Origin of the sequence: Blattabacterium cuenoti, from assembly GCF_014251335.1 — a bacterium.
Taxonomy (GTDB): Bacteria; Bacteroidota; Bacteroidia; order Flavobacteriales; family Blattabacteriaceae; genus Blattabacterium; species Blattabacterium cuenoti_G.
Window position 1 is genome coordinate 549,072 of record NZ_CP059186.1, and the last position, 19,383, is coordinate 568,454.

General features: G+C 23.5%; 16 protein-coding genes, 1 tRNA gene and 1 pseudogene. 6 read left to right on the forward strand and 12 right to left on the reverse strand.

All coding sequences use genetic code 11. The annotated features are described in order from the left end of the window. Positions 1-11: 11 nt before the first annotated feature. On the reverse strand, positions 12-1,832 hold the full coding sequence (locus H0H73_RS02685; RefSeq protein WP_185852087.1) for an ABC transporter ATP-binding protein: 1,821 nt from the start codon (positions 1,830-1,832) through the stop codon (positions 12-14). Between the two features lie 125 nt (positions 1,833-1,957). On the opposite strand from H0H73_RS02685, the gene secD reads away from it, so the two are divergent. Further along, the gene (gene secD, locus H0H73_RS02690) at positions 1,958-4,702 is read left to right on the forward strand and encodes a protein translocase subunit SecD (protein WP_185852088.1); all 2,745 of its coding nucleotides are present in this window, start codon (positions 1,958-1,960) and stop codon (positions 4,700-4,702) included. After that, complete coding sequence (locus H0H73_RS02695) at positions 4,699-4,962, forward strand: Sec-independent protein translocase subunit TatA/TatB (protein WP_185852089.1); 264 nt, start codon at positions 4,699-4,701, stop codon at positions 4,960-4,962. The genes secD and H0H73_RS02695 overlap by 4 nt, the downstream gene beginning before the upstream one ends. Here the strand turns inward: H0H73_RS02695 and H0H73_RS02700 are convergent. Genes H0H73_RS02700 through H0H73_RS03100 form a run of 3 tightly spaced genes read right to left on the reverse strand, consistent with a single transcriptional unit; the run spans position 4,959 to position 8,566 of the window. Further along, complete coding sequence (locus tag H0H73_RS02700) at positions 4,959-7,091, reverse strand: SurA N-terminal domain-containing protein (RefSeq protein ID WP_185852090.1); 2,133 nt, start codon at positions 7,089-7,091, stop codon at positions 4,959-4,961. The genes H0H73_RS02695 and H0H73_RS02700 overlap by 4 nt on opposite strands. 1 nt (position 7,092) lies before the next feature. Continuing rightward, the gene (locus H0H73_RS02705; RefSeq protein WP_185852506.1) at positions 7,093-8,364 is read right to left on the reverse strand and encodes a hemolysin family protein; all 1,272 of its coding nucleotides are present in this window, start codon (positions 8,362-8,364) and stop codon (positions 7,093-7,095) included. A gap of 1 nt (position 8,365) precedes the next feature. Further along, the gene (locus tag H0H73_RS03100) at positions 8,366-8,566 is read right to left on the reverse strand and encodes a hypothetical protein (RefSeq protein WP_238784351.1); all 201 of its coding nucleotides are present in this window, start codon (positions 8,564-8,566) and stop codon (positions 8,366-8,368) included. 367 nt (positions 8,567-8,933) lie between these two features. On the opposite strand from H0H73_RS03100, the gene H0H73_RS02715 reads away from it, so the two are divergent. Continuing rightward, positions 8,934-9,006 (forward strand) — tRNA-Phe (locus H0H73_RS02715). 7 nt (positions 9,007-9,013) lie between these two features. Here H0H73_RS02715 and H0H73_RS02720 read toward each other — a convergent pair. The 4 genes from H0H73_RS02720 to H0H73_RS02735 form a co-directional block, all read right to left on the reverse strand. Then, the gene (locus H0H73_RS02720) at positions 9,014-9,523 is read right to left on the reverse strand and encodes an OmpH family outer membrane protein (protein WP_185852091.1); all 510 of its coding nucleotides are present in this window, start codon (positions 9,521-9,523) and stop codon (positions 9,014-9,016) included. Between the two features lie 25 nt (positions 9,524-9,548). After that, positions 9,549-12,071: a BamA/OMP85 family outer membrane protein gene (locus tag H0H73_RS02725; protein ID WP_185852092.1), complete on the reverse strand. Its 2,523-nt coding sequence runs from the start codon at positions 12,069-12,071 to the stop codon at positions 9,549-9,551. A 5-nt stretch (positions 12,072-12,076) separates the two neighbouring features. Beyond that, on the reverse strand, positions 12,077-12,808 hold the full coding sequence (locus H0H73_RS02730; protein WP_185852093.1) for an isoprenyl transferase: 732 nt from the start codon (positions 12,806-12,808) through the stop codon (positions 12,077-12,079). A gap of 77 nt (positions 12,809-12,885) precedes the next feature. Next, positions 12,886-13,773 carry an NAD kinase gene (locus H0H73_RS02735; RefSeq protein WP_185852094.1) on the reverse strand — a complete coding sequence of 296 codons (888 nt, stop codon included), beginning with the start codon at positions 13,771-13,773 and terminating at the stop codon, positions 12,886-12,888. 141 nt (positions 13,774-13,914) lie between these two features. On the opposite strand from H0H73_RS02735, the pseudogene H0H73_RS02740 reads away from it, so the two are divergent. The 3 genes and pseudogenes from H0H73_RS02740 (at position 13,915) to H0H73_RS02750 (ending at position 15,996) form a co-directional block, all read left to right on the forward strand. Next, positions 13,915-14,840: pseudogene (locus H0H73_RS02740) on the forward strand (mevalonate kinase family protein). A 9-nt stretch (positions 14,841-14,849) separates the two neighbouring features. After that, entirely contained in the window at positions 14,850-15,557 is a 708-nt protein-coding gene (locus H0H73_RS02745) for a pseudouridine synthase (protein WP_185852095.1), read from the forward strand. Positions 15,558-15,576: 19 nt separating this feature from the next. Continuing rightward, positions 15,577-15,996: a type II 3-dehydroquinate dehydratase gene (locus H0H73_RS02750; RefSeq protein ID WP_185852096.1), complete on the forward strand. Its 420-nt coding sequence runs from the start codon at positions 15,577-15,579 to the stop codon at positions 15,994-15,996. Here the strand turns inward: H0H73_RS02750 and yihA are convergent. From yihA to fabF, 4 genes are read right to left on the reverse strand one after another with little or no spacing between them, the layout of a single operon-like run. Next, positions 15,963-16,598 (reverse strand): ribosome biogenesis GTP-binding protein YihA/YsxC, encoded by a 636-nt coding sequence (yihA, locus tag H0H73_RS02755; RefSeq protein ID WP_185852097.1) that lies wholly within the window; start codon positions 16,596-16,598, stop codon positions 15,963-15,965. The genes H0H73_RS02750 and yihA overlap by 34 nt on opposite strands. Next, positions 16,567-17,367, reverse strand: coding sequence for an alpha/beta fold hydrolase (locus H0H73_RS02760; RefSeq protein WP_185852098.1), 801 nt, complete (start codon positions 17,365-17,367; stop codon positions 16,567-16,569). Before H0H73_RS02760 ends, yihA begins: the two co-directional genes overlap by 32 nt. Before the next feature lie 24 nt (positions 17,368-17,391). After that, positions 17,392-18,129: a ribonuclease III family protein gene (locus H0H73_RS02765; RefSeq protein WP_185852099.1), complete on the reverse strand. Its 738-nt coding sequence runs from the start codon at positions 18,127-18,129 to the stop codon at positions 17,392-17,394. Between the two features lie 4 nt (positions 18,130-18,133). After that, a complete protein-coding gene (fabF, locus tag H0H73_RS02770) occupies positions 18,134-19,378 on the reverse strand; it encodes a beta-ketoacyl-ACP synthase II (protein WP_185852100.1) in 1,245 nt (414 codons plus the stop codon). Positions 19,379-19,383 lie beyond the last annotated feature (5 nt).

Consider the following 19,383-nt stretch of genomic DNA (forward strand, 5'->3'; position numbering starts at 1 on the left):
TTTTAAAAGCTTTATAGAGCCATTAACTTACTATAAGTTCCTTTTTTTGAAATTAGAGTATTATGTTTTCCTTGTTCTATAATTTTTCCTTTTTCTAACACAATAATATGATCTGCATTTTGTATAATGGAAGAAGATAATTTATGTGCTATTACAAGAGATGTTCTATTTTTCATCATTTTATTTAAGGCTTTTTGAACTGTAATTTCCGATTCTGTATCTAAGGAAGAAGTGGCTTCATCTAAAATCATAATTAAAGGATTTTTAAATACAGCTCTTGCTATGCTAATTCTTTGTTTTTGACCTAAGGATAATTTATTTCCATTATATCCTATGATTGTATCATATCCTTTAGGGAGTTTTTTTATAAAACAATGTGCATTAGCAATTTTAGCCGCTTGTATCACAGAATTTTTAGATATTTTTTTTTCTGTTCCTAATACTATATTGTTAAAAACAGAATCATTAAAAAGTACCGGCTCTTGAGTTACAATTCCTAATAATTTTCTATAATCTTTAATTTTTAAATATTTAATATTAGTTCCATCTACAGTAATCTCTCCAGATGTTACATCATAAAAATTAGCCAATAAATTAGCAATAGTAGATTTACCACTACCAGATCTACCTACTAATACTACAGTTTTTCCTTTTTTTAAAGAAAAACTTAAGTCTTGAATCAAGATTAATTTATTGTAAGTAAATGATACATTACGAAATAAAATTTCATTTTCAAAATGGAAAATAGATTTACATTTAATTTTTTCATTTGATACACATTTAGTATTCAATATTTCTACAATACGTTCTGCCGCAGCTCTTCCTTTTTGAATATTGGATATAGAATTCACTAAACTTTTTGCTGGATTAATAATCTGAAAAAATAGTCCTATAAAAGGAAAAAGGATTTCTGGGGCCATTCCTTTTTTTTCTAAAAAAAGTTTTCCCCCATACCAAATAATTAAAATCATTGTAATCGAACCTAAAAATTCGCTCATAGGAGAAGCTAATTCTTTTTTTCTATTAACACGAGCAGAAAGTATTTTCTGATATTCAGATACTTGTTCAAAACGTTTTTGCATTTGATTTTCAGCATTGAAAATATTTATAATTTTAGTAGAATTTAAAGTTTCTTCTATAACAGAAAATAATTTTCCTAATTGATTTTGAGCCCCTCTTGCATCTTTTTTTAAGCTATTTCCTATAATAGATAAAAAAGTCGCCATTAAAGGAAGCAATAAAAAAGCAAATAACGTCAATTGATAACTCATAAAAAATAAGGTCAGTAAATGAAAAGCAACCATAATAGGAGAACTAATCAAATTAGCTAAAGAACCAACGATTGAGACCTCTATTTCATTAACATCATTGGATAATCTAGAGATTAAATCTCCATTTCTCTTGTTTGAAAAAAAAATTATGGGTAAAGAAAGTATTTTTTCATGAAAATCGTTTCGAATATTTCGAACGATAGAAGTTTTTATTCCTATTAAAAAATATTCTGCTAAATATCGAAAAATATTTCGAATAAAAAAAAGTAGAATAATAAAAATGCAAAATATAGCTAAAGTATTTATTTTTCCATATTTGTATGATAGTATTTTGATATAATCATGAAAATATTTTATAATAAAATCAAAAAAAACATTAAAAGAATTAAAGAATGTTGTTTTATTTTTGTATTCAGAAGATTCAAGTAAAATACTTAATACAGGGGAAATAGATATAATGGATATAACTGAAAATAAAGAATATAAAAAATTACATGATATATTAATGATATAGTGATATTTATAGGGCTTCGAATAAGCTAAAATTTTTTTCAAGTGCATTCATTTAATTTTATTAATCCCAATATAATAAAGATAGCTATAAAAATTTTTTAATCTGTTAATAAAATAATAATTTCATATATAATATAAATTTTTTATTATGCTAAATGTAAATAGATAGTAAGATGCGTGTAAGAAACTTTTTTACAATTTTTGTAACCATAATACTGACTACAATTTGTTTATATTACATATCATCTATTATTATAAATAAAAAAAATAATAAAAAAATCCTAAATCTAGGATTAGATTTAAAAGGAGGAATAAGTATGATTTTAGATATTTCTGAAAAAGATTTATTAAAAAAATTTTCTGATAATTCTAAAAATTTTATTTTTCTAAAAGCATTAGAAAATGCAGATAAGAAAAAAAAAGAAAAACCAAACGAAGATTATTTATCCTTATTCATCAATTCCTTTAATCAAGAGACTAATAATAATAAATTAGATATCAGTTTATCTTCTCAAAATTTATTTGGAAATAAATCGAATTTCGAAGAAATTGATCCTAATAGTTCTAATTCAGAAGTAAAAAAAATTTTAAGAAAAAAAATAGAATCATCTATAATTTCCATTCAAAACATTTTGAGATCCAGAATAGATAAATTTGGAATCATTCAACCCAATATTCAAAGAATCAAAAATTCTAATCGAATTTTAATAGAATTATCTGGAATAAAAAATATAAATAGAATAAAAAACATTCTAGAAAAAAAAGCGGAATTACATTTTTTTGAAACTTATGATATTCAAGAAATTATTTCATATTTCAATATAATAAATAAATTCTATGATAAAAAATATTCTAAAATAAAAAAACATTTTATAGATATTTTGAATATTCCGCTTATTAAAGCTTCAAATACAGTTGGATTAGTTCACATAAACCATAAAAAAATTATTTCTGATTTTCTAAATTCTTCGGAAGCTAGAAATTTTTTACCATATCATTTACATGATGTAAAATTTTTATGGGGATATAAAAAATTGGATAATTTTTTTCAATTATTTGCTGTAAAAATAAATAATGAAAATACATATGATTCTTTAAATGGAGATATGGTCACTCATGTTTATAAATCTTTTAGTCCTTTAAATGAAATATCTATAAATATAAAAATGAATCAAGAAGGAACTAAAAAATGGAAAATATTTACAGAAAAAAATATGGGAAAAAGTATAGCAATAGTACTTGATAATTTAGTATATGCTGTTCCTGTAGTAAAATCAATTATTCCAAATGGAATGTCTCAAATATATGGAAATTTTTCAATACAAGAATCTAATGATTTAATAAATGTGTTAAATACAGGAGAATTACCTACTTCTGTGAAAATTATTCAAACTGATATTATAGGTCCTTATTTAGGAAAAGAATCTATTCGAAAAGGAATCATATCTTTTTTAATCGCCTTATTTTTTATATTCACTTGGATGTTCTTTTACTATTCAATTCCAGGATTATATGCTGATATTGTCCTTTTTTTTAATATAATATTTATTTTTGGAATTCTCATTTCTATGAATGCTGTATTGACTTTTCCTGGTATTGCGGGTATTATACTAACATTAGCAATGTCTATGGATGCTAATATTTTGATTTATGAAAAAATTAAAGAAAATATAAAAAAGAAAATTTATATATTGACGTCTATTCATAATTCTTACACATTACATGGTGCTTTGTCTTCTATTATAGATGGACAAATTACTACTTTATTATGTGGAATCATTTTATTTTATTTTGGAGTAGGACCAATACGAGGATTTGCTACAACCTTAATTATTGGAATTATGATATCTATGTTTACTTCTATTTGTTTAGGAAGATTGTTTTTAGAATATCATTTAAAAAAATATAAAAAAATTTCTTTTAGAAAAAAGATGTCAATTTTTGTTTTGAATAAAATTAAAAATATGCAATATGATTTTTTATCTAGAAGAAAATGGGTTTACATGATTTCTTGTATTCTTATAATTGTTAGTATACTATCTTTTTTCTTAAAAGGATTCAATATGGGGTTAGATTTTGTTGGAGGTCGTTCTTACGTAATTCTTTTTGATCGAAAGATGGTTCCTGAAAAAATTTCAAAAATACTGTCAAAAACATTTATAGAAAATGGAAAACCTTCTTTTCCTAGGGTCCAAACATTTGGAGATAAAAATCAACTTAAAATAGTCACAAAATATAAAATATGGGAAGAAAATAATAAAGTAGACGAAATCATTTTGAAAAAAATATTTTCAGCTCTAAAAATATTTTTTCCTATAAATTTTGAGGATTTTAGAAAAATAAAAAAAAATAAATCATTAGGTATTTTATCTATTGAAAAAGTAGGACCTACAGTAGCTGTAGATATGACTCATAAAGCTTTTCTTTCTATTATTCTCTCTTTAATAGGTATTTTTACATACATATTTATAAGATTTAAAAAATGGGAATTTGGATTAGGTGCAATTATCTCTTTAATTCATGATTCAATTATTGTACTTGGAGTATTTTCATTTTTTCACGAAAAATTTTCTATTCTAGAAATAGATCAAACTTTTATAGCTGCATTATTAACGATAATAGGTTATTCTATTAATGATACCGTAATAGTTTATGATAAAATTAGACAAATTTCAAAAAAAACATCATTTATGATGAAAGAAACCATAAATAAAGGAATATATAGTTCTATGAGTAGAACTATAAATACTTCTTTTATCACTTTATTAGTAATTTTGATTATATTTTCATTTGGAGGAAAAATTCTTCATAGTTTTATGTTGGCTTTATTTATTGGAATTAGTGTGGGGACTTATTCCTCTATATTTATAGCCCCATCTATAGTATATGATTTTTGTAAAAAAGATATAAAAAAATGAAAAATTTTTTATTTATTAGTATAGAAGAAAGTGTTTTTATCATTTTTATAGCTATACTTATTTTCGGACCTAAAAAAATACCAGAAATAGCTCGTGGATTAGGAGAAGGAATACGATATTTAAAAAATGCCAAAACAAAAATTAAAAATGATATTATTAAAAATAATATTGATCAAACTGTAAAAAAAAAAATTTCTAATCATCAAAGTAAAACAGAAAAAAAATACATACCTCCTTATTCTATAAAACGAAATAATTAAATATTATTTTTTCTATAATCTTTGATATTAGATTTTTTAATTAATACATTTCCTATTTTTTCTAAAATATTTTTTCTTAAGTTAGCATTTAAAGATTCTATTTCAGAAGAAAAATAAGAAAGTTTTTTAGATGTATTGAAACGTTTTAATGTTCTTATAAAAAAAACTCCCTTTTCTCCTAATATTGGTTTAGAAGTCTCATATAATTTTGAAGAAAAAGCGTACCCTATCACTTTAGGTTCTTTATGATTTTGAATTATAGACTGATAAAAATTGACTCTATAAGATTTATTAATTTTTTTAGAAAAAAAAGAAGCTATTTTTTCTAAACTTATATGTTTATTTTTCATTATATTATATAAATAACGATCTATTTTTTTATTAATAAGGAAAGGTGTTATATTATTTTTTATTTCTTCAATGGGGTATCCTTTTCTTTGAATTTTAGATAAAAAAACCATAATATAATCTTTATTAGAAGTGGTAAAAATTTTGATATCCCCCTCTTTTCTTTTTTTTTCATAAGACCAATTGATGACTTCTTGATCTAATTCAGTATTCAAATCATGAATCTTCCATTGATAATCTTTTATTTCTCTTAAAAAAATAGTTTCATATTTTTTTTGTCTTGCATTATTAATAAATGTATTAAGACTTGAGTTTTTATTGTCTTTCATAAATTTAATAATTCTTTGATAAAGAATATCTTCTGTTTTTTTTGATGGAGTCAGTGTTTTTATTATTATAGCAAATTGATAAGCAGGTTTGATATTTTTTATGTCGTCTATTCTAATAATATGATATCCAAATTTAGTTTCCGTTAAACCTATTCTCCCTTTTTTATTTTTTAAAGAAAAAAAATCAAATGAACCCTTTCCCTTAAATGCTTCATTTCTTTCTTCATATTTCATCCATCCTAAATTTCCTTTATTTTTTTTTGCATTTACAATATCATCGGATTTTTCCAAAACTAAAGAATCGAACTGATCAGGATTTTTTACAACAAAATCATATATTTTTTTCGCTATTTTTTCAGCTTTTTTTTTAGTTCTATTATTGTAAAATCGTGTAGCTTGTTTATGAGAAATCAATATATGACTGGATAAAACGGAATTATACACCATTTTTTTTCCAATAAGTTTAGCCATAATATAAATATTGTTATCTTTAAAAGGTCCAAGCATACTACCTACTTTGTCTTTTTTTTCCAAAAAATGTTTCAAAACAGGAGGTAAATTATCTTTCAAATAAAAATTTGAATCAAAAGGTTTTTCAGATTGATTTGAAACGATTATAGAATTATGATTAGAAAATTTAAATTTTTGAAACAATTTTTTTATTTTAAAATCCATATTTTTTTCATCATCTAATGATGGATGAGAACGAGAAATCACAAAACTTAGATTTCTTAAATTTTCTTTTTTGTAAAGAAATTTATTTTTTTTAATAAAATCATAAATATCATAACTTTTGATTCTATGATATTTTTTTTCTATATCCGAATAAGGAATGAAAACATAATCAATTATGGAAAATAAATTTTTATCTCTATAACTTAATTGAGCTTCTATTAAAGATGTATTTAAACCATACATCAACATTTCTACATATTTTTTTGCAGCAATTCTTTTTGGTATATTATTTTTTTCATATAACCAAATATTTTTTTCTGCTTCTATTTGAGGCGTTAAACTTGAAGGTAATTTTTCCAAATTATTTAAATACAATCTAAATTTATTCATGTCCATTTTTCCTTTCTCATTTTGAAAATCAATAATATTACTATATATAGATTGCTTTTCTATTGCTTTCCAAAAATCTTTTTTTGTACTTTGAATTCCTAATTTTTTAGCTTGTTGATTCAGTACTCTTTCATGAACTAATAGTTTCCAAGCATCATTTTTCAAATAATAATCAGGTTCATCTTCACGAAATTGTTTCAAAAATTGAAAAGAATCAAGATATTCTTTTAAAGAAATGTTCTCTCCATTTATCTTTCCAATAACAGTGGAATTTTCAGTAAAAAATTTCAGCAGGATATTAGGATCTAATATAAAAAACAGCAAAGAAATGCTTATAAAAAAGAAAACTAACCATGTATTTTTTCTTATTTTATCTAAAAAACTCATTTTAAACTTTTTTTTTAAGAAAAACTTCTTCTATTTTATTTTTAGATACTTTTTTAATTTCTATATCAAAATTTTTATTGATAATAATTTTATCTCCATTTTTTGGAATATCTCCTGTATAAGTAACTATTAAACCTCCTAAAGTTTCATATTTATCAGATTGAGGAAGATCTAAGTTATATTTAGCATTGATAAAATCAATTTCTAAACGTGCAGAAAATAAAAATTCACAATCATTTAATTTATTATCAAGTAATAAATTTTCATCGTGTTCGTCCTTGATATCTCCAATAAATTCTTCTAAAATGTCTTCCATAGTTATCATTCCTGCAGTTCCTCCATACTCATCTAATACTATAGCAATACTTCTTTTTTTTTTAATTAAAAGATCCATAATTTCTCTAACAGGAGTAGTTACATAAACTAATTCTACTGATCTAATTATAGATTCAATATTTTTAGGTTTTTTAAATAATTCTAAATAATGAATATAACCAATAATGTTATCTATATTATTTTTATAAATAACTATTTTAGATAAGCCACTTTCAGTAAAAATATTTCGAATATTATCTATAGAAGAAAATATGAGATTTGAAGAAACTATTTCTTTTCTAGGAAGCATACATTCTCGTGCTTTTTTTTCAGAAAAATCCAGAGCTTTATGAAAAATTTCAATTTCAGATTCTACAAACTCTTTTCCCTTGATATTTTTTTCTATATTTTCTGATAAAAAATAAACTAAATCTTCTTTATCAAAAATCTTCTTTTTATTATTTTCTTTTTCTCCTAAAATTTTTAAAAAAACATTAGAAATACAAATAATGGAGTTTGTAACAGGAGAAAATATTTTATATATTACATATACAGGAACTATGAATAAACTTAACAATTCATTTGAATACACACTAAATATTATTTTTGGAATAAATTCTCCAATAATTAGAATAACAGTAGCAGAAAAAACTGTTTCTAAAAAAATTATCCATAAAGAATTATCTAAAAATCCTTTTGGAAAAATAGATAAAAATAATTTTCCCATATAAATACCATATATAACTAAAGATATGGTATTTCCAATTACCATTGTAGTGATGAATTTTTTAGAATTATTAATGCTTTTTGAAAGAAGTTTAGAATGAAAAGAGCCTTTTTTATTTTCTTTTTCTAATTCTATTTGAAATAAACTGGAAGAAATCAATGCCATTTCCATTCCAGAAAAAAAAGCAGATACAAGTATAGTGATAAAAACTATACTAATGTGAAAAATTATATTATTTAATAGGCAAAGTTCCACTAATGTTTTTTAATCTAATTTCTTTTAAATCTTCAGAAGCTTCTATTCCATTTTTTGCATGTAGTCTGATCCTATCTGAATTAGATATTATTGTTGTATATTTTTTATTAAATATTTTTTTATTCTTTCTGTCCCAGAAAATCTCATCAGTTTTCAAAAAATATCCTTTAGGACTCATAATTTTTATATTTCCTTTAATATGATAGAATATTTTATCAATTGATTTTACCCAATCAGCGCTAATATAAGTATATTTATTAGTATTTTGATCATAAATAAATAAATTTAAACCATTTGGAAATAAAGTATAAAAAGCATATTCTTTAATAATGGGAGAATAAATAACAAATTTTAAGAATCCTTTTTCTTTATAGAAAAGACTTGTTTTAATAAAAATATTTTTAGGGATTTTTTTTCTATTTTTTTTTATTAAAGTCTCTCTATTTATACAGGAAAATAAAAATAGAAGAACAAAAAATGATAAAAAGATATGATAATAAAATTTATTACTAATTATTTTATTGTATTTTTGTTTTTATATTTTTGGTATCTTAGCTCAGTTGGTAGAGCAAAGGACTGAAAATCCTTGTGTCCCCGGTTCGATTCCGGGAGATACCACTTACTTTTATTTTATTCCTAATTCTCTTTTAACTGCTTCAGTAATATCCTCTCCTTTATTTACTAAAACTCCTTTTCCAGGACTGCAATCATCAACTCTTATAATATTTTTGTCTTTATCTATTACTTTATGTATAGCGTTCTCGATTTTCTTATATATAGGATTTAATAATTTATTTTGTTTTTTAGTTAAATCATCTGCAGCCGTTTTTTGATAAGCATGGGCTCTTGACTGTAATATTTCTAATTCTTTTTTAAGAACTGGATTTTTATTTTTTTGAAATCTTTCTGCTTTTTTATGAAATTCTTTTGCTAATTTATCTAATATATTTTCATGGATTTTACTCATTCTATCCAATTCTTTTTGAGCAGTCGAAAATTCTGGCATTTTTTCTATCAGAGCCATACTATTAAGACAAACTATTTTTTTATGACATTCCTTATAATCCTTAGAATATGAATGATATCCGAATAAAAATAAAAATAATAAAAAATAGAAAATTATATTTTTTCTCATGTTATTTTTGTGTTTTGTATTTGTATTACAAATCTTTTCCTATTATAAAATGTGTTTTCCATTTCGATTTATTTAAACCATGAACTATATCCTGATCTATAGGATATCCAAAATCTAATCCTAAAAAACCTATTGGAGTCCAAAATAAACGGAATCCTAATCCGAAAGATTTATTCATAACTAATGGATTAAATTCTTGATAAGAATTACTAATATTTCCTCCTTCCATAAAACAAGTTGTCCAAATCTTAAAATTTGATAAATTCTTAATCAAATAACGTATTTCAAAAATTAATTTATTATAAATAGTTCCTCCATTGTTTATAATTTTATCTTTATAAGAATATCCTCTTAATGGAATAAAATCTTTATCATATAGTTTTGATCCTAATAAATTATTATGTACTCCGCCCATATAAAATTTTTGAAACGAAAATAATTCTCTTGAATTATGATATTGGCCTAAATATCCTAATTCTCCTCCTGTTTTCAATATTATATTATCTATAATTTTATAATACCAAAATAAAATTATTTTTAATTTAAAATACTCCATCCATTCTTTTTCTTTATTTTTCGTAAAAATTACGGAATATGGAATAGTAAATATACTATTAAACTGCATTTTTGATCCTTGAAATGGAAAAATGATATCTGGTTTTGTTGAAAATCTTTGCAATGAAATTAAATAACTGAGGTTATTTAATTTATATTTTTGATATAAATTAGAAGAAATTTCTTTTCTATAAGTAAATTTTTCATAATCTATAGATGTCAAAATATTAGAATAAGGATCAAAAAAAGTCAGAGACTTATTTAACTCAATAGAAATACCTATTTTTTCTAAAAATTGATATTGTTTTTCTTCATCTAATATTTTAGTATTTTTATATACTTGAGATAAAAAATCTAAATCCTCTTCGTTTTTTATTTTTTTTATTGAATATTGGCTTTTCAAAGTAAGAGAAGTAGGGTGGTTTTTCTCTATCCAAGGTTCTGTAAAAGAAAAACCATAAGATGTAAAATCTTGTCCTAACTGATTGTGAATAATTAATTTTTGTCCATCACCTTGAGGAATGGGTTTCCATGAATTCCATTTAAAAAAATTTTTAATAGAAAAATTACCAAAATTTAATTTAAAATTTCCGATAATTTTTCTAAAATCTTTTCCTCCAATTCCTCCATGAAATTGAAACTCATTAGTATTTTTTTCTACAACATGCCATTCTATATCTATGAATTCATTTTTTTTGTTTGGTTTAATGATGTGATATACTTTATTAAAAAGATTTAAATTCTCTAAATGTAATAAACTGTATTTAATGTTTTTAATAGAAAAAAGATCTCCAGGATAAGTTTTTAATTCTCTTCTAATAACATGATCTTTAGTTATTGAATTTCCTAATATAAAAACTGTATTTATGTATACAGGTGCATTTTCTAATATTTGAATTTCTAAATCTATTTTATTATTTAAAATCCTTTTTTCTACAAAAGAAATATTAGAAAATAAATAACCTAAATCTAAATAGTTATATAAAATACTATCAGTATAAGAAGGATTTAAAATATTTTTTCTAATACCAATTGGGTTATATACGTTTCCTTTTTTATAGAAAAAAATTTTTTTCAAAAAATCTGTTTTTAACTTTTTATTTCCTAATATACTTACGTCTCCTAAATAATATTTTTTTCCTTCTATAATTTTTATTTTTATTCCATAATTTCCTGATTGTTTTTTCCATACAGAATCTAAAAATACTTGAATATCAATAAAACCCATAGACTTATATTTATTGATAATATTTTTTAAATCTTTTTCTACATTTTCTTGAATGAAAAGAGGTTTTTTTATAATAGAAATTATGGGAAATAAATTTTTTCTAGTTTGACTCATTAAATCAAGTAATTCTTTATTTTTAAGAGCTTGATTTCCATGAAATAATATTTCTTCTATTTCAATTTTTTTTCCTTTATCTACATATAAACATAGCACATTTTTGTTATAATCTTTGTTTATCTCACTTTTTATATTAATTTCATGATATCCTTTCTTGACATAATATTCTTGTATATCATTTTTTATAGACTGAATCAAATCATCAGATATTTTATCTCCAATTTTTATTTTTTTTATATTAGGAAACTTGTCTTTTTTAATTCCTTTCACTTTTATTTCATGAATTTCTTCTAAATCTTCCAATTCAAAAAATAAATCAATTTCATTTTTAGATTTATTCTTTTTATAAATGGATATTTTTCTAAAAAGATTACTTTTCCACAATTTTCTTATAGCATCATCCGTTTTTATTCCATAAATATCAATAGATTCTCCAATAGAAATACCTGATAATTCAGAAATGTAACGACTGTCATATTTAGTTTTTCCTATAACATGTATTTCTTTTACAAAGAAAAAAATATTTTTATTATAATTATTTTTAGTAATAGAAGATTTCTCATCATTAACAGAAAATGAGTATACTTGTTGAATTGTAAAAAATAAATAAAAAATGCTGCTTGTAATTACAAAAATATTTTTTTTCATGAAAATTATTCTATGTTTCCAAAACGACGTTTTCTTTTCTGATAATTTATAATGGCTTCGAAAAAATCTTTCTTACGAAAATCAGGCCATAAAACATTTGTAAAATATAACTCTGCATAAGCAGATTGCCAAAGTAAAAAATTGCTAATACGTTGTTCTCCACTTGTTCTAATAATTAAATCTACATCTGGCAAATTTTTAGTATACAAGTGATTTTGAAAAAAAGAAAAATCTATATCTTTTATAGAAAATAAACCATTGTATACTTTTTCAGCAATATTTTTTGTTGCCCTTAAAATTTCTTCTCTAGCACTATAACTCAATGCTAAAATCAAAGTTCCAGATGTATTATGTTTTGTTTTTTTCATGAAAAAAAATAGTTCTTTTTGAATTATTTCAGAAAATCTTTCTACTTCTCCTATAGTAATAATTTTAACATTTTTTTCATGAATTTCTTCTAAATGAATTTTTAAATTAGTGTGAAATAAACGCATTAAACTATCTATTTCTTGTTTAGGTCTATTCCAATTTTCTGAAGAAAACACATATAAAGTTATATAAGGAATTCCTAATTCTTTACTTCCATTTATAGTCTCTCTTACAGATTGTATCGATTTTTCATGACCAAATGTTCTCAATTTTCCTCTTTTTTTCGCCCAACGGCCATTTCCATCCATAATAATAGCTACATGATGAGGAATATTATTATAATCTATTTTTTCTAGTAACTTTTTCATTTTTCATAAAAAAAACATAAACACATCTATTACAAAGATATAAAATAAAAATCAAGATTTTTCATATTCAATCACATTCAATTTCGTTGATCTATTCCCCATAAAAGTTTTTCTCTCAATGTTTTATAGTATGTATTTTTTCCTTCTTGAATAAGATATATGTAAAAAGGCGCTTTTTGAATATATAATTCATTTTCCTGATTCAAAGAAGTTAATCTTGTATCCATAGATAAAGAATAAGATTTTACACGACTATGTATTTTTAAATAAATTTTTTGATGATCAGATATGATTAATGGACGTGAAAATAAGTTATGTGGAGATATAGGTGTTAAAACAAAATTTTTATTTTCAGGACCAATAATAGGGCCTCCACAACTTAGAGAATATCCGGTAGAACCAGTAGGAGTAGAAATAATTAATCCATCAGCCCAATAAGAAGTTAAAAATTCATTATCTATATAAGCATCTATAGTGATCATAGAAACCATTTCTTTTCTCAAAATAACGATTTCATTTAATGCAAAATTAAAAAATTTTTGATGATCCATTATAGAAGTTTCTAAGGATAATAAACTTCTGGGCATTATATGAAGTTTTTTATTAAAAATTTGATCTATTTTTTGGATAAAAACATCTTTATTAAAAGTAGCTAAAAAACCTAAATTTCCTGTATTAACTCCAACTATAGGTATCCCAGAATCTCTAATTAAAGTAATAGCGGATAGAATAGTCCCATCTCCTCCGAAAGTAAACATTAAACTGAAATCTTTATCTGTTAATTCTTTATAATGAGAAAATACAGGAAAATCTAAATCTTTAAATTCTTTAAAAGAAGACAAAACATGAAAAAATGATTTTTCAATATGAATTTCTATTGAATGACTAGATGCATAGCCTATGAACTGATTTAAATATAGTATATTTTTTTCACAAAATTTTTGTCCATATACAGCTATTTTCATTTTAAAATTTTCTTACAATAAACTGAAAAATTACGAATTTAATTGTTTTATTTATTATGTTTGAATAAATAAAAATAAAGAGTTTTTTTAAATTTGTGTCTTTGAAAAAGACAAACATAAGTAACAAATTAAAATAAAAAAATGAAAGAATCTTTGTTTCCGGCAAAAATATTGTTATTTGGAGAATATGGAATTTTGAAAAATTCAAGTGGTCTTTCTATTCCTCATAATATTTACAAAGGAACTTTAAAAGTTCATTCGAAATTCAATAAAGATATTGAATATTTTTCAAATTATGAAATTAAGAAATTTTATAAATTCTTATCCGTTTTGGAAAAAAAAAAATTTTCACAAAACTAAATTTAAATAAATTCCATCAAGATATACAAAAAGGCATATTTTTTCATTCTAACATTCCTCAAGGATATGGAATAGGAAGTTCTGGAGCATTGGTAGCCGCTATTTATGATAAATACGCAAAAAATAAATTAAAGGGACGTTTAAAAAAACATATCATAATGTTAAAAAAAATATTCAGTAAAATGGAGTCTTTTTTTCATGGAAAAAGCTCGGGAATAGATCCTTTAATTTGTTATTTAAATCAACCTTTACTCATTCGATCTAAAACAGATATTTCTATAATAAAAATTCCAAAAAAAAATCAAGGAAAAGGAGCTATTTTTTTATTAAATTCTGGAATTACTAGTAAAACTGATTCTATGATCAAATTTTTTTTCAGAAAGTTTAAACATGATAAATTCAAAAAAATTCTTTTTGTAGAATTTACAAAATATAATGAAAAATGCATTGAGTCTTTTTTAAAAGAAGATTTTAAAATTTTATTAGAAAATGTTAAACTTTTATCCACTTGGGTTTTCAATCATTTTCGTCCCATGATTTCAAAAAAAATTTGGAAAATATGGGAAAATGGAATATTAAATAACATATATTATTTAAAATTGTGTGGTTCTGGAGGTGGAGGTTTTATTTTAGGTTTCACTCAAAATTATGATTTATCCAGAAAAAAATTGAAAAAATATACAATGGAAGCTCTTTTTCGTTTTTAATTCGTTTTTATGGATCATAAAATTAGATTAAATCATTATTTGTCCAATGCAGGAATTTCTTCCAGAAGAAAAGCGGATAAACTTATTCAATCTGGTGCAATAGAAGTGAATGGAAAACCTGTTTTTAGGTTAGGAACTATTATTCGTACAAATGATATTGTTAAATTTCATGGATCAAAAATTAAATCTAAAAATAAAATTTATATACTACTCAATAAACCTAAAGGTTATATTACTACTACACGAGATCAATTTAACAGAAAAACAGTAATGAATTTAATTCCTTCTATATCTGAATATAGAATTTTTCCTGTAGGTAGATTAGATTATTCTACTACAGGAGTTTTACTTCTAACAAATGACGGATATATAGCTGAAAAATTGACTCATCCTAAATATCATATAAAAAAAATATATCATGTATCATTAAATAAAAAAATTAGAAATGAAGATTTAGATAAAATAAGAAAAGGAAAAATTTATCTAAAAGAAGGAAAAGTAAAAGTGATTTTTGTGAATCAAAAAAATGCTAAAAATAAAATAGAAATAGGGTTGTATATAGGATGGAATAGAGTCATTAAACGGATTTTTAAAAAATTAAATTATCAAGTTATTCGGTTAGATCGGATTAATTTTGGGGGACTTTCCAAAAAAAATCTTAAAATAGGAAATTGGTGTTTTTTAAATAAAAAAGAAATAGAAAATATTACCAAATAAATCTAATAATAGTTTTTACATGAAAAAAATAGCCATTATTAATGGACCTAATTTAAATCTTTTAGGGACCAGGGAGCCTGAATTATACGGAAATGAAAATTTTTTAGATTATCTAAAAAAATTAAGAAAAAAACTTTCTTATATAGAAATTATTTATTATCAAAATAATAGTGAAGGAAAAATAATAGATATTTTACATTCTATCGGATTCAAATATGACGGAATTATACTAAACGCAGGGGCATATACTCACTCTTCTATAGGAATTGCTGACGCCATAAAATCTATTTCTTCTCCTGTTATAGAAATTCATATCTCTAACATTTATTCCAGAGAATCTTTTAGAAAAAAGTCATTTTTATCTCCTGTTTGTAATGGAACAATTTTTGGTTTTGGATTAAAATCTTATGAATTAGGAATAATGAGTTTTTGTTTATGAGTATTAGGTTTATAAAAATCATTTAATTTATTAATATATTGAATTATATTATTGATCCCATATTTATTTTTTGCGGATACTTTAAACCATGTAGGCATAGGAAAACCATTTGTTTGAATTGTATTCATAGAGAAAGAAATATTTTCATCAATAAGTTTATGATTTTTTAATTTATCCGTTTTTGTGAAAACAATACAAAAATGTATTTTTGTTTTGTTTAATTTTCGTATAAAATTTAAATCTATTTTTTGTATAATAAATCGAGAATCTATCAACAAAAATAAAAAAGTAATATGTTTTTTATGAAAAAGATAATCTACAATTAATTTTTGCGTTTTTGTTTTATTTTTTTTTGCAGAAAAAAATCCATAACCTGGCAAATCTATCAAATACCATTGATGATTTATTAAAAAATAATTTATACTTTGTGTTCTTCCAGGGTAAGAAGAAACCTTAGCGATTTTTTCTTTAGTTATACTGTTTATTAAACTAGATTTTCCAACATTAGAACGTCCTACAAAAGCATATTCAGGAAAATTATGAAAAAATAACTGATTAATATTAGTAAAACTACCTGTAAACTTTACAGAAAAAATTTTCATGATTAAAATCAAATTTAGATAGCCATTTTTCTAATATTTCTATAAATTTTTTGGGATGTTCCATCATCGGAACATGTCCACATTTATCTATCCAATATAATTCTGAATTAGGTAGCAATCTATGAAATTCATTTGCAACTTCTGGAGGAGTAACATGATCTTGTTTTCCCCAGATTAAACAAATAGGTTGCTGAATTACAGATAAATCTTTAGACATATTATATTTCATAGCACTTTTAGCAATATATAGAGTTTTAATTCCTTTTTTTTTATCATTTACAATATGAAAAACTTCATCTACTAATTCTTTAGTCGCTATATTAGGATCATAAAATACTTCTTGTGATTTTTTCCTAATATATTCATAATTTTCTCTTTTAGGAAAAGCATCTCCAAAAGCTTTTTCGAATAAACCTGAACTTCCTGTCAAAACCACAGAATGAACTAAATCTATTCTTTTTTTTGCTATAATTAAAGCAATATGTCCTCCAAGAGAATTTCCTATTAAAGTAGCTTTTTTCATTCCTATTTCCATTAAAAATTGGATTATATATTTAGATATGTTATAAATATTAGTCAAGAATAATGGCATATTATAAAGAGGTAATGAAGGAATGATCACTTGATAACCTTTTTTTGGGAAAAAATCCAAAAGAGCTTTGAAATTGCTTAATCCTCCCATTAATCCATGAAGTAAAATCAAAGGATGCCCTTTCCCTTTTTTGATATGAGGAAATTTTTTTTCTTTATTCTCAATAATATTAAGCATAACATCATACAATTTATCTTTATTTTATGTTTTTAAGTATTTTTTTTGTTGTTGAACAACAAAGTAAGCTTCTTTAGCAGCCATTTCTTCTGATTTTTTTTTAGAAGAACCTTTTCCTTTAGTTTGAATTCCACATTCTGATATTGTGAATTCAGATAAATAAATAATTTTATTTTTATCCTCTCTAAAAGTTTTAAACTTTATCACAAATTTATTTTTTTGAGCCCATTCTATAATCCATACTTTATAACTGAAAATTTCATTTTGCAATTTTTCAATATTTACATGAGTATGTAAAATTTTTTTATATACAAAATTTTCACAACTTTGATACCCTCCTTCAAAATAAATAAATCCGATTAAAGCTTCAAGTGTATTTCCTAGTATATTATCAGAAGTCATAACAGATTTATCGAAAAAGATATCTGTAATAGTTAATTTTCTAGATATTTCATTTAAATTTCTTCTACATACGATTTTTGATCGTATTTGAGTTAATTCTCCTTCTTTCTTTTCAGGAAATTTTTCACACAAAAAATGTGATATTATAGAATTTAATACAGCATCTCCCAAAAATTCTAATCTTTGAAAATTAATAGAATAATTTTGATTCAAATTTCTTTTTTTAGTAGAAAAACTATATATGAAAACTTCCTTTAAAAATTTTGTGTTTTTTGGACAAAAACCTAATATTTTTATCAACCGACCAACTAATATGGAATAATCATTTTTCTCAAAAAAAGCGCTATTTTCAGATAACATTTATTTATTTAAATAAAATACAAACATTATGCCCTCCAAAACCAAAAGTATTGCACATACTAATTTTTACCTCTTTTTTTATTGCTTGATTTGGAGTTAAATTAATTTTTGGATCTATATTTTTATCTATGTGGAACAAGTTTATAGTTGGAGGGATGATTCCTTTTTTTATAGTAAGAATAGAAGATATTGCTTCTATTGCTCCAGCTGCACCTAATAAATGTCCCGTCATAGATTTTGTAGAATTAATATTTATATTATGTATGTTTTCTTGAAATACTTCTTGAATTGCTTTTATTTCTGCAATATCTCCTAATTTAGTAGATGTTCCATGAGAATTAATATGATCAACTTCTTTACTTTCAATCCCTGCATCTTGAAGAGCAGATTTCATAGCCAAAACAATTCCTTTTCCTTCTGGATGAGGAGCTGTAATATGATAAGCGTCTCCAGACATTCCTACTCCTATTATTTCGGCATATATGTTGGCTCCTCTTTCTTGAGCATGTTGATATTCTTCAAGAACAAGACATCCTGCCCCTTCTCCTAATACAAAGCCATCTCTATTCTCATCAAAAGGTCTTGATGCTGTTTTATAATCTTCGTTTCTGGTAGATAATGCATGTAAAGCATTAAAACCACCTACTCCACTTTGCGTAATGGCAGCTTCAGACCCTCCAGTTACCATAATGTTCGCTTTTCCTAAACATATTAAATGATAAGCATCTACAATGGCATTAGAAGATGAAGCACAAGCAGATACCGTAGCATAATTTGGACCATGAAGACCATAATTCATAGAAATAAAACCAGCAGTAATATCTATCAACATTTTTGGAATAAAGAACGGACTAAATTTAGGATGTTTTCCTCCATGTATATAATCGGAGATAGATTCTTCTAAATTTAGAAGACCTCCAATTCCAGATGCCCAAATCACTCCTATTCTTTCTCTTTCTTCTTTTGAAAAATTAATTCCACTATTTTTGATTGCTTCTTCAGAAGCGACGATCCCATATTGTGCACAAGGATCTAATTTTCGTCTTTCTTTTCTATTGAAAAAAACACTTGGATCATAATTTTTCAATTCACAAGCAAATTTAGTCTTATATTTTTTAGTATTGAAGTAAGTAATGAGATCACAACCATTTTTTCCGTTGATAAGAGAAAACCAATATTCTTCTACAGTCTTCCCTATAGGTGTTATAGAACCAATCCCAGTAACTACTACTTTTTTTAAGTCCTCCATATCTA

Excerpts from the sequence above, each read along its gene's own strand:
- H0H73_RS02695 (WP_185852089.1), top strand. The coding sequence starts at position 4,699 with ATGAAAAATTTTTTATTTATTAGTATAGAAGAAAGTGTTTTTATCATT.
- yihA (WP_185852097.1), bottom strand. The coding sequence starts at position 16,598 with ATGAAAATTTTTTCTGTAAAGTTTACAGGTAGTTTTACTAATATTAAT.
- H0H73_RS02750 (WP_185852096.1), top strand. The coding sequence starts at position 15,577 with ATGAAAAAAATAGCCATTATTAATGGACCTAATTTAAATCTTTTAGGG.
- H0H73_RS02685 (WP_185852087.1), bottom strand. The coding sequence starts at position 1,832 with ATGCACTTGAAAAAAATTTTAGCTTATTCGAAGCCCTATAAATATCAC.
- H0H73_RS02735 (WP_185852094.1), bottom strand. The coding sequence starts at position 13,773 with ATGAAAATAGCTGTATATGGACAAAAATTTTGTGAAAAAAATATACTA.
- H0H73_RS02720 (WP_185852091.1), bottom strand. The coding sequence starts at position 9,523 with ATGAGAAAAAATATAATTTTCTATTTTTTATTATTTTTATTTTTATTC.
- fabF (WP_185852100.1), bottom strand. The coding sequence starts at position 19,378 with ATGGAGGACTTAAAAAAAGTAGTAGTTACTGGGATTGGTTCTATAACA.
- secD (WP_185852088.1), top strand. The coding sequence starts at position 1,958 with ATGCGTGTAAGAAACTTTTTTACAATTTTTGTAACCATAATACTGACT.
- H0H73_RS03100 (WP_238784351.1), bottom strand. The coding sequence starts at position 8,566 with ATGAGTCCTAAAGGATATTTTTTGAAAACTGATGAGATTTTCTGGGAC.
- H0H73_RS02765 (WP_185852099.1), bottom strand. The coding sequence starts at position 18,129 with ATGTTATCTGAAAATAGCGCTTTTTTTGAGAAAAATGATTATTCCATA.
- H0H73_RS02700 (WP_185852090.1), bottom strand. The coding sequence starts at position 7,091 with ATGAGTTTTTTAGATAAAATAAGAAAAAATACATGGTTAGTTTTCTTT.
- H0H73_RS02725 (WP_185852092.1), bottom strand. The coding sequence starts at position 12,071 with ATGAAAAAAAATATTTTTGTAATTACAAGCAGCATTTTTTATTTATTT.
- H0H73_RS02745 (WP_185852095.1), top strand. The coding sequence starts at position 14,850 with ATGGATCATAAAATTAGATTAAATCATTATTTGTCCAATGCAGGAATT.
- H0H73_RS02760 (WP_185852098.1), bottom strand. The coding sequence starts at position 17,367 with ATGCTTAATATTATTGAGAATAAAGAAAAAAAATTTCCTCATATCAAA.
- H0H73_RS02730 (WP_185852093.1), bottom strand. The coding sequence starts at position 12,808 with ATGAAAAAGTTACTAGAAAAAATAGATTATAATAATATTCCTCATCAT.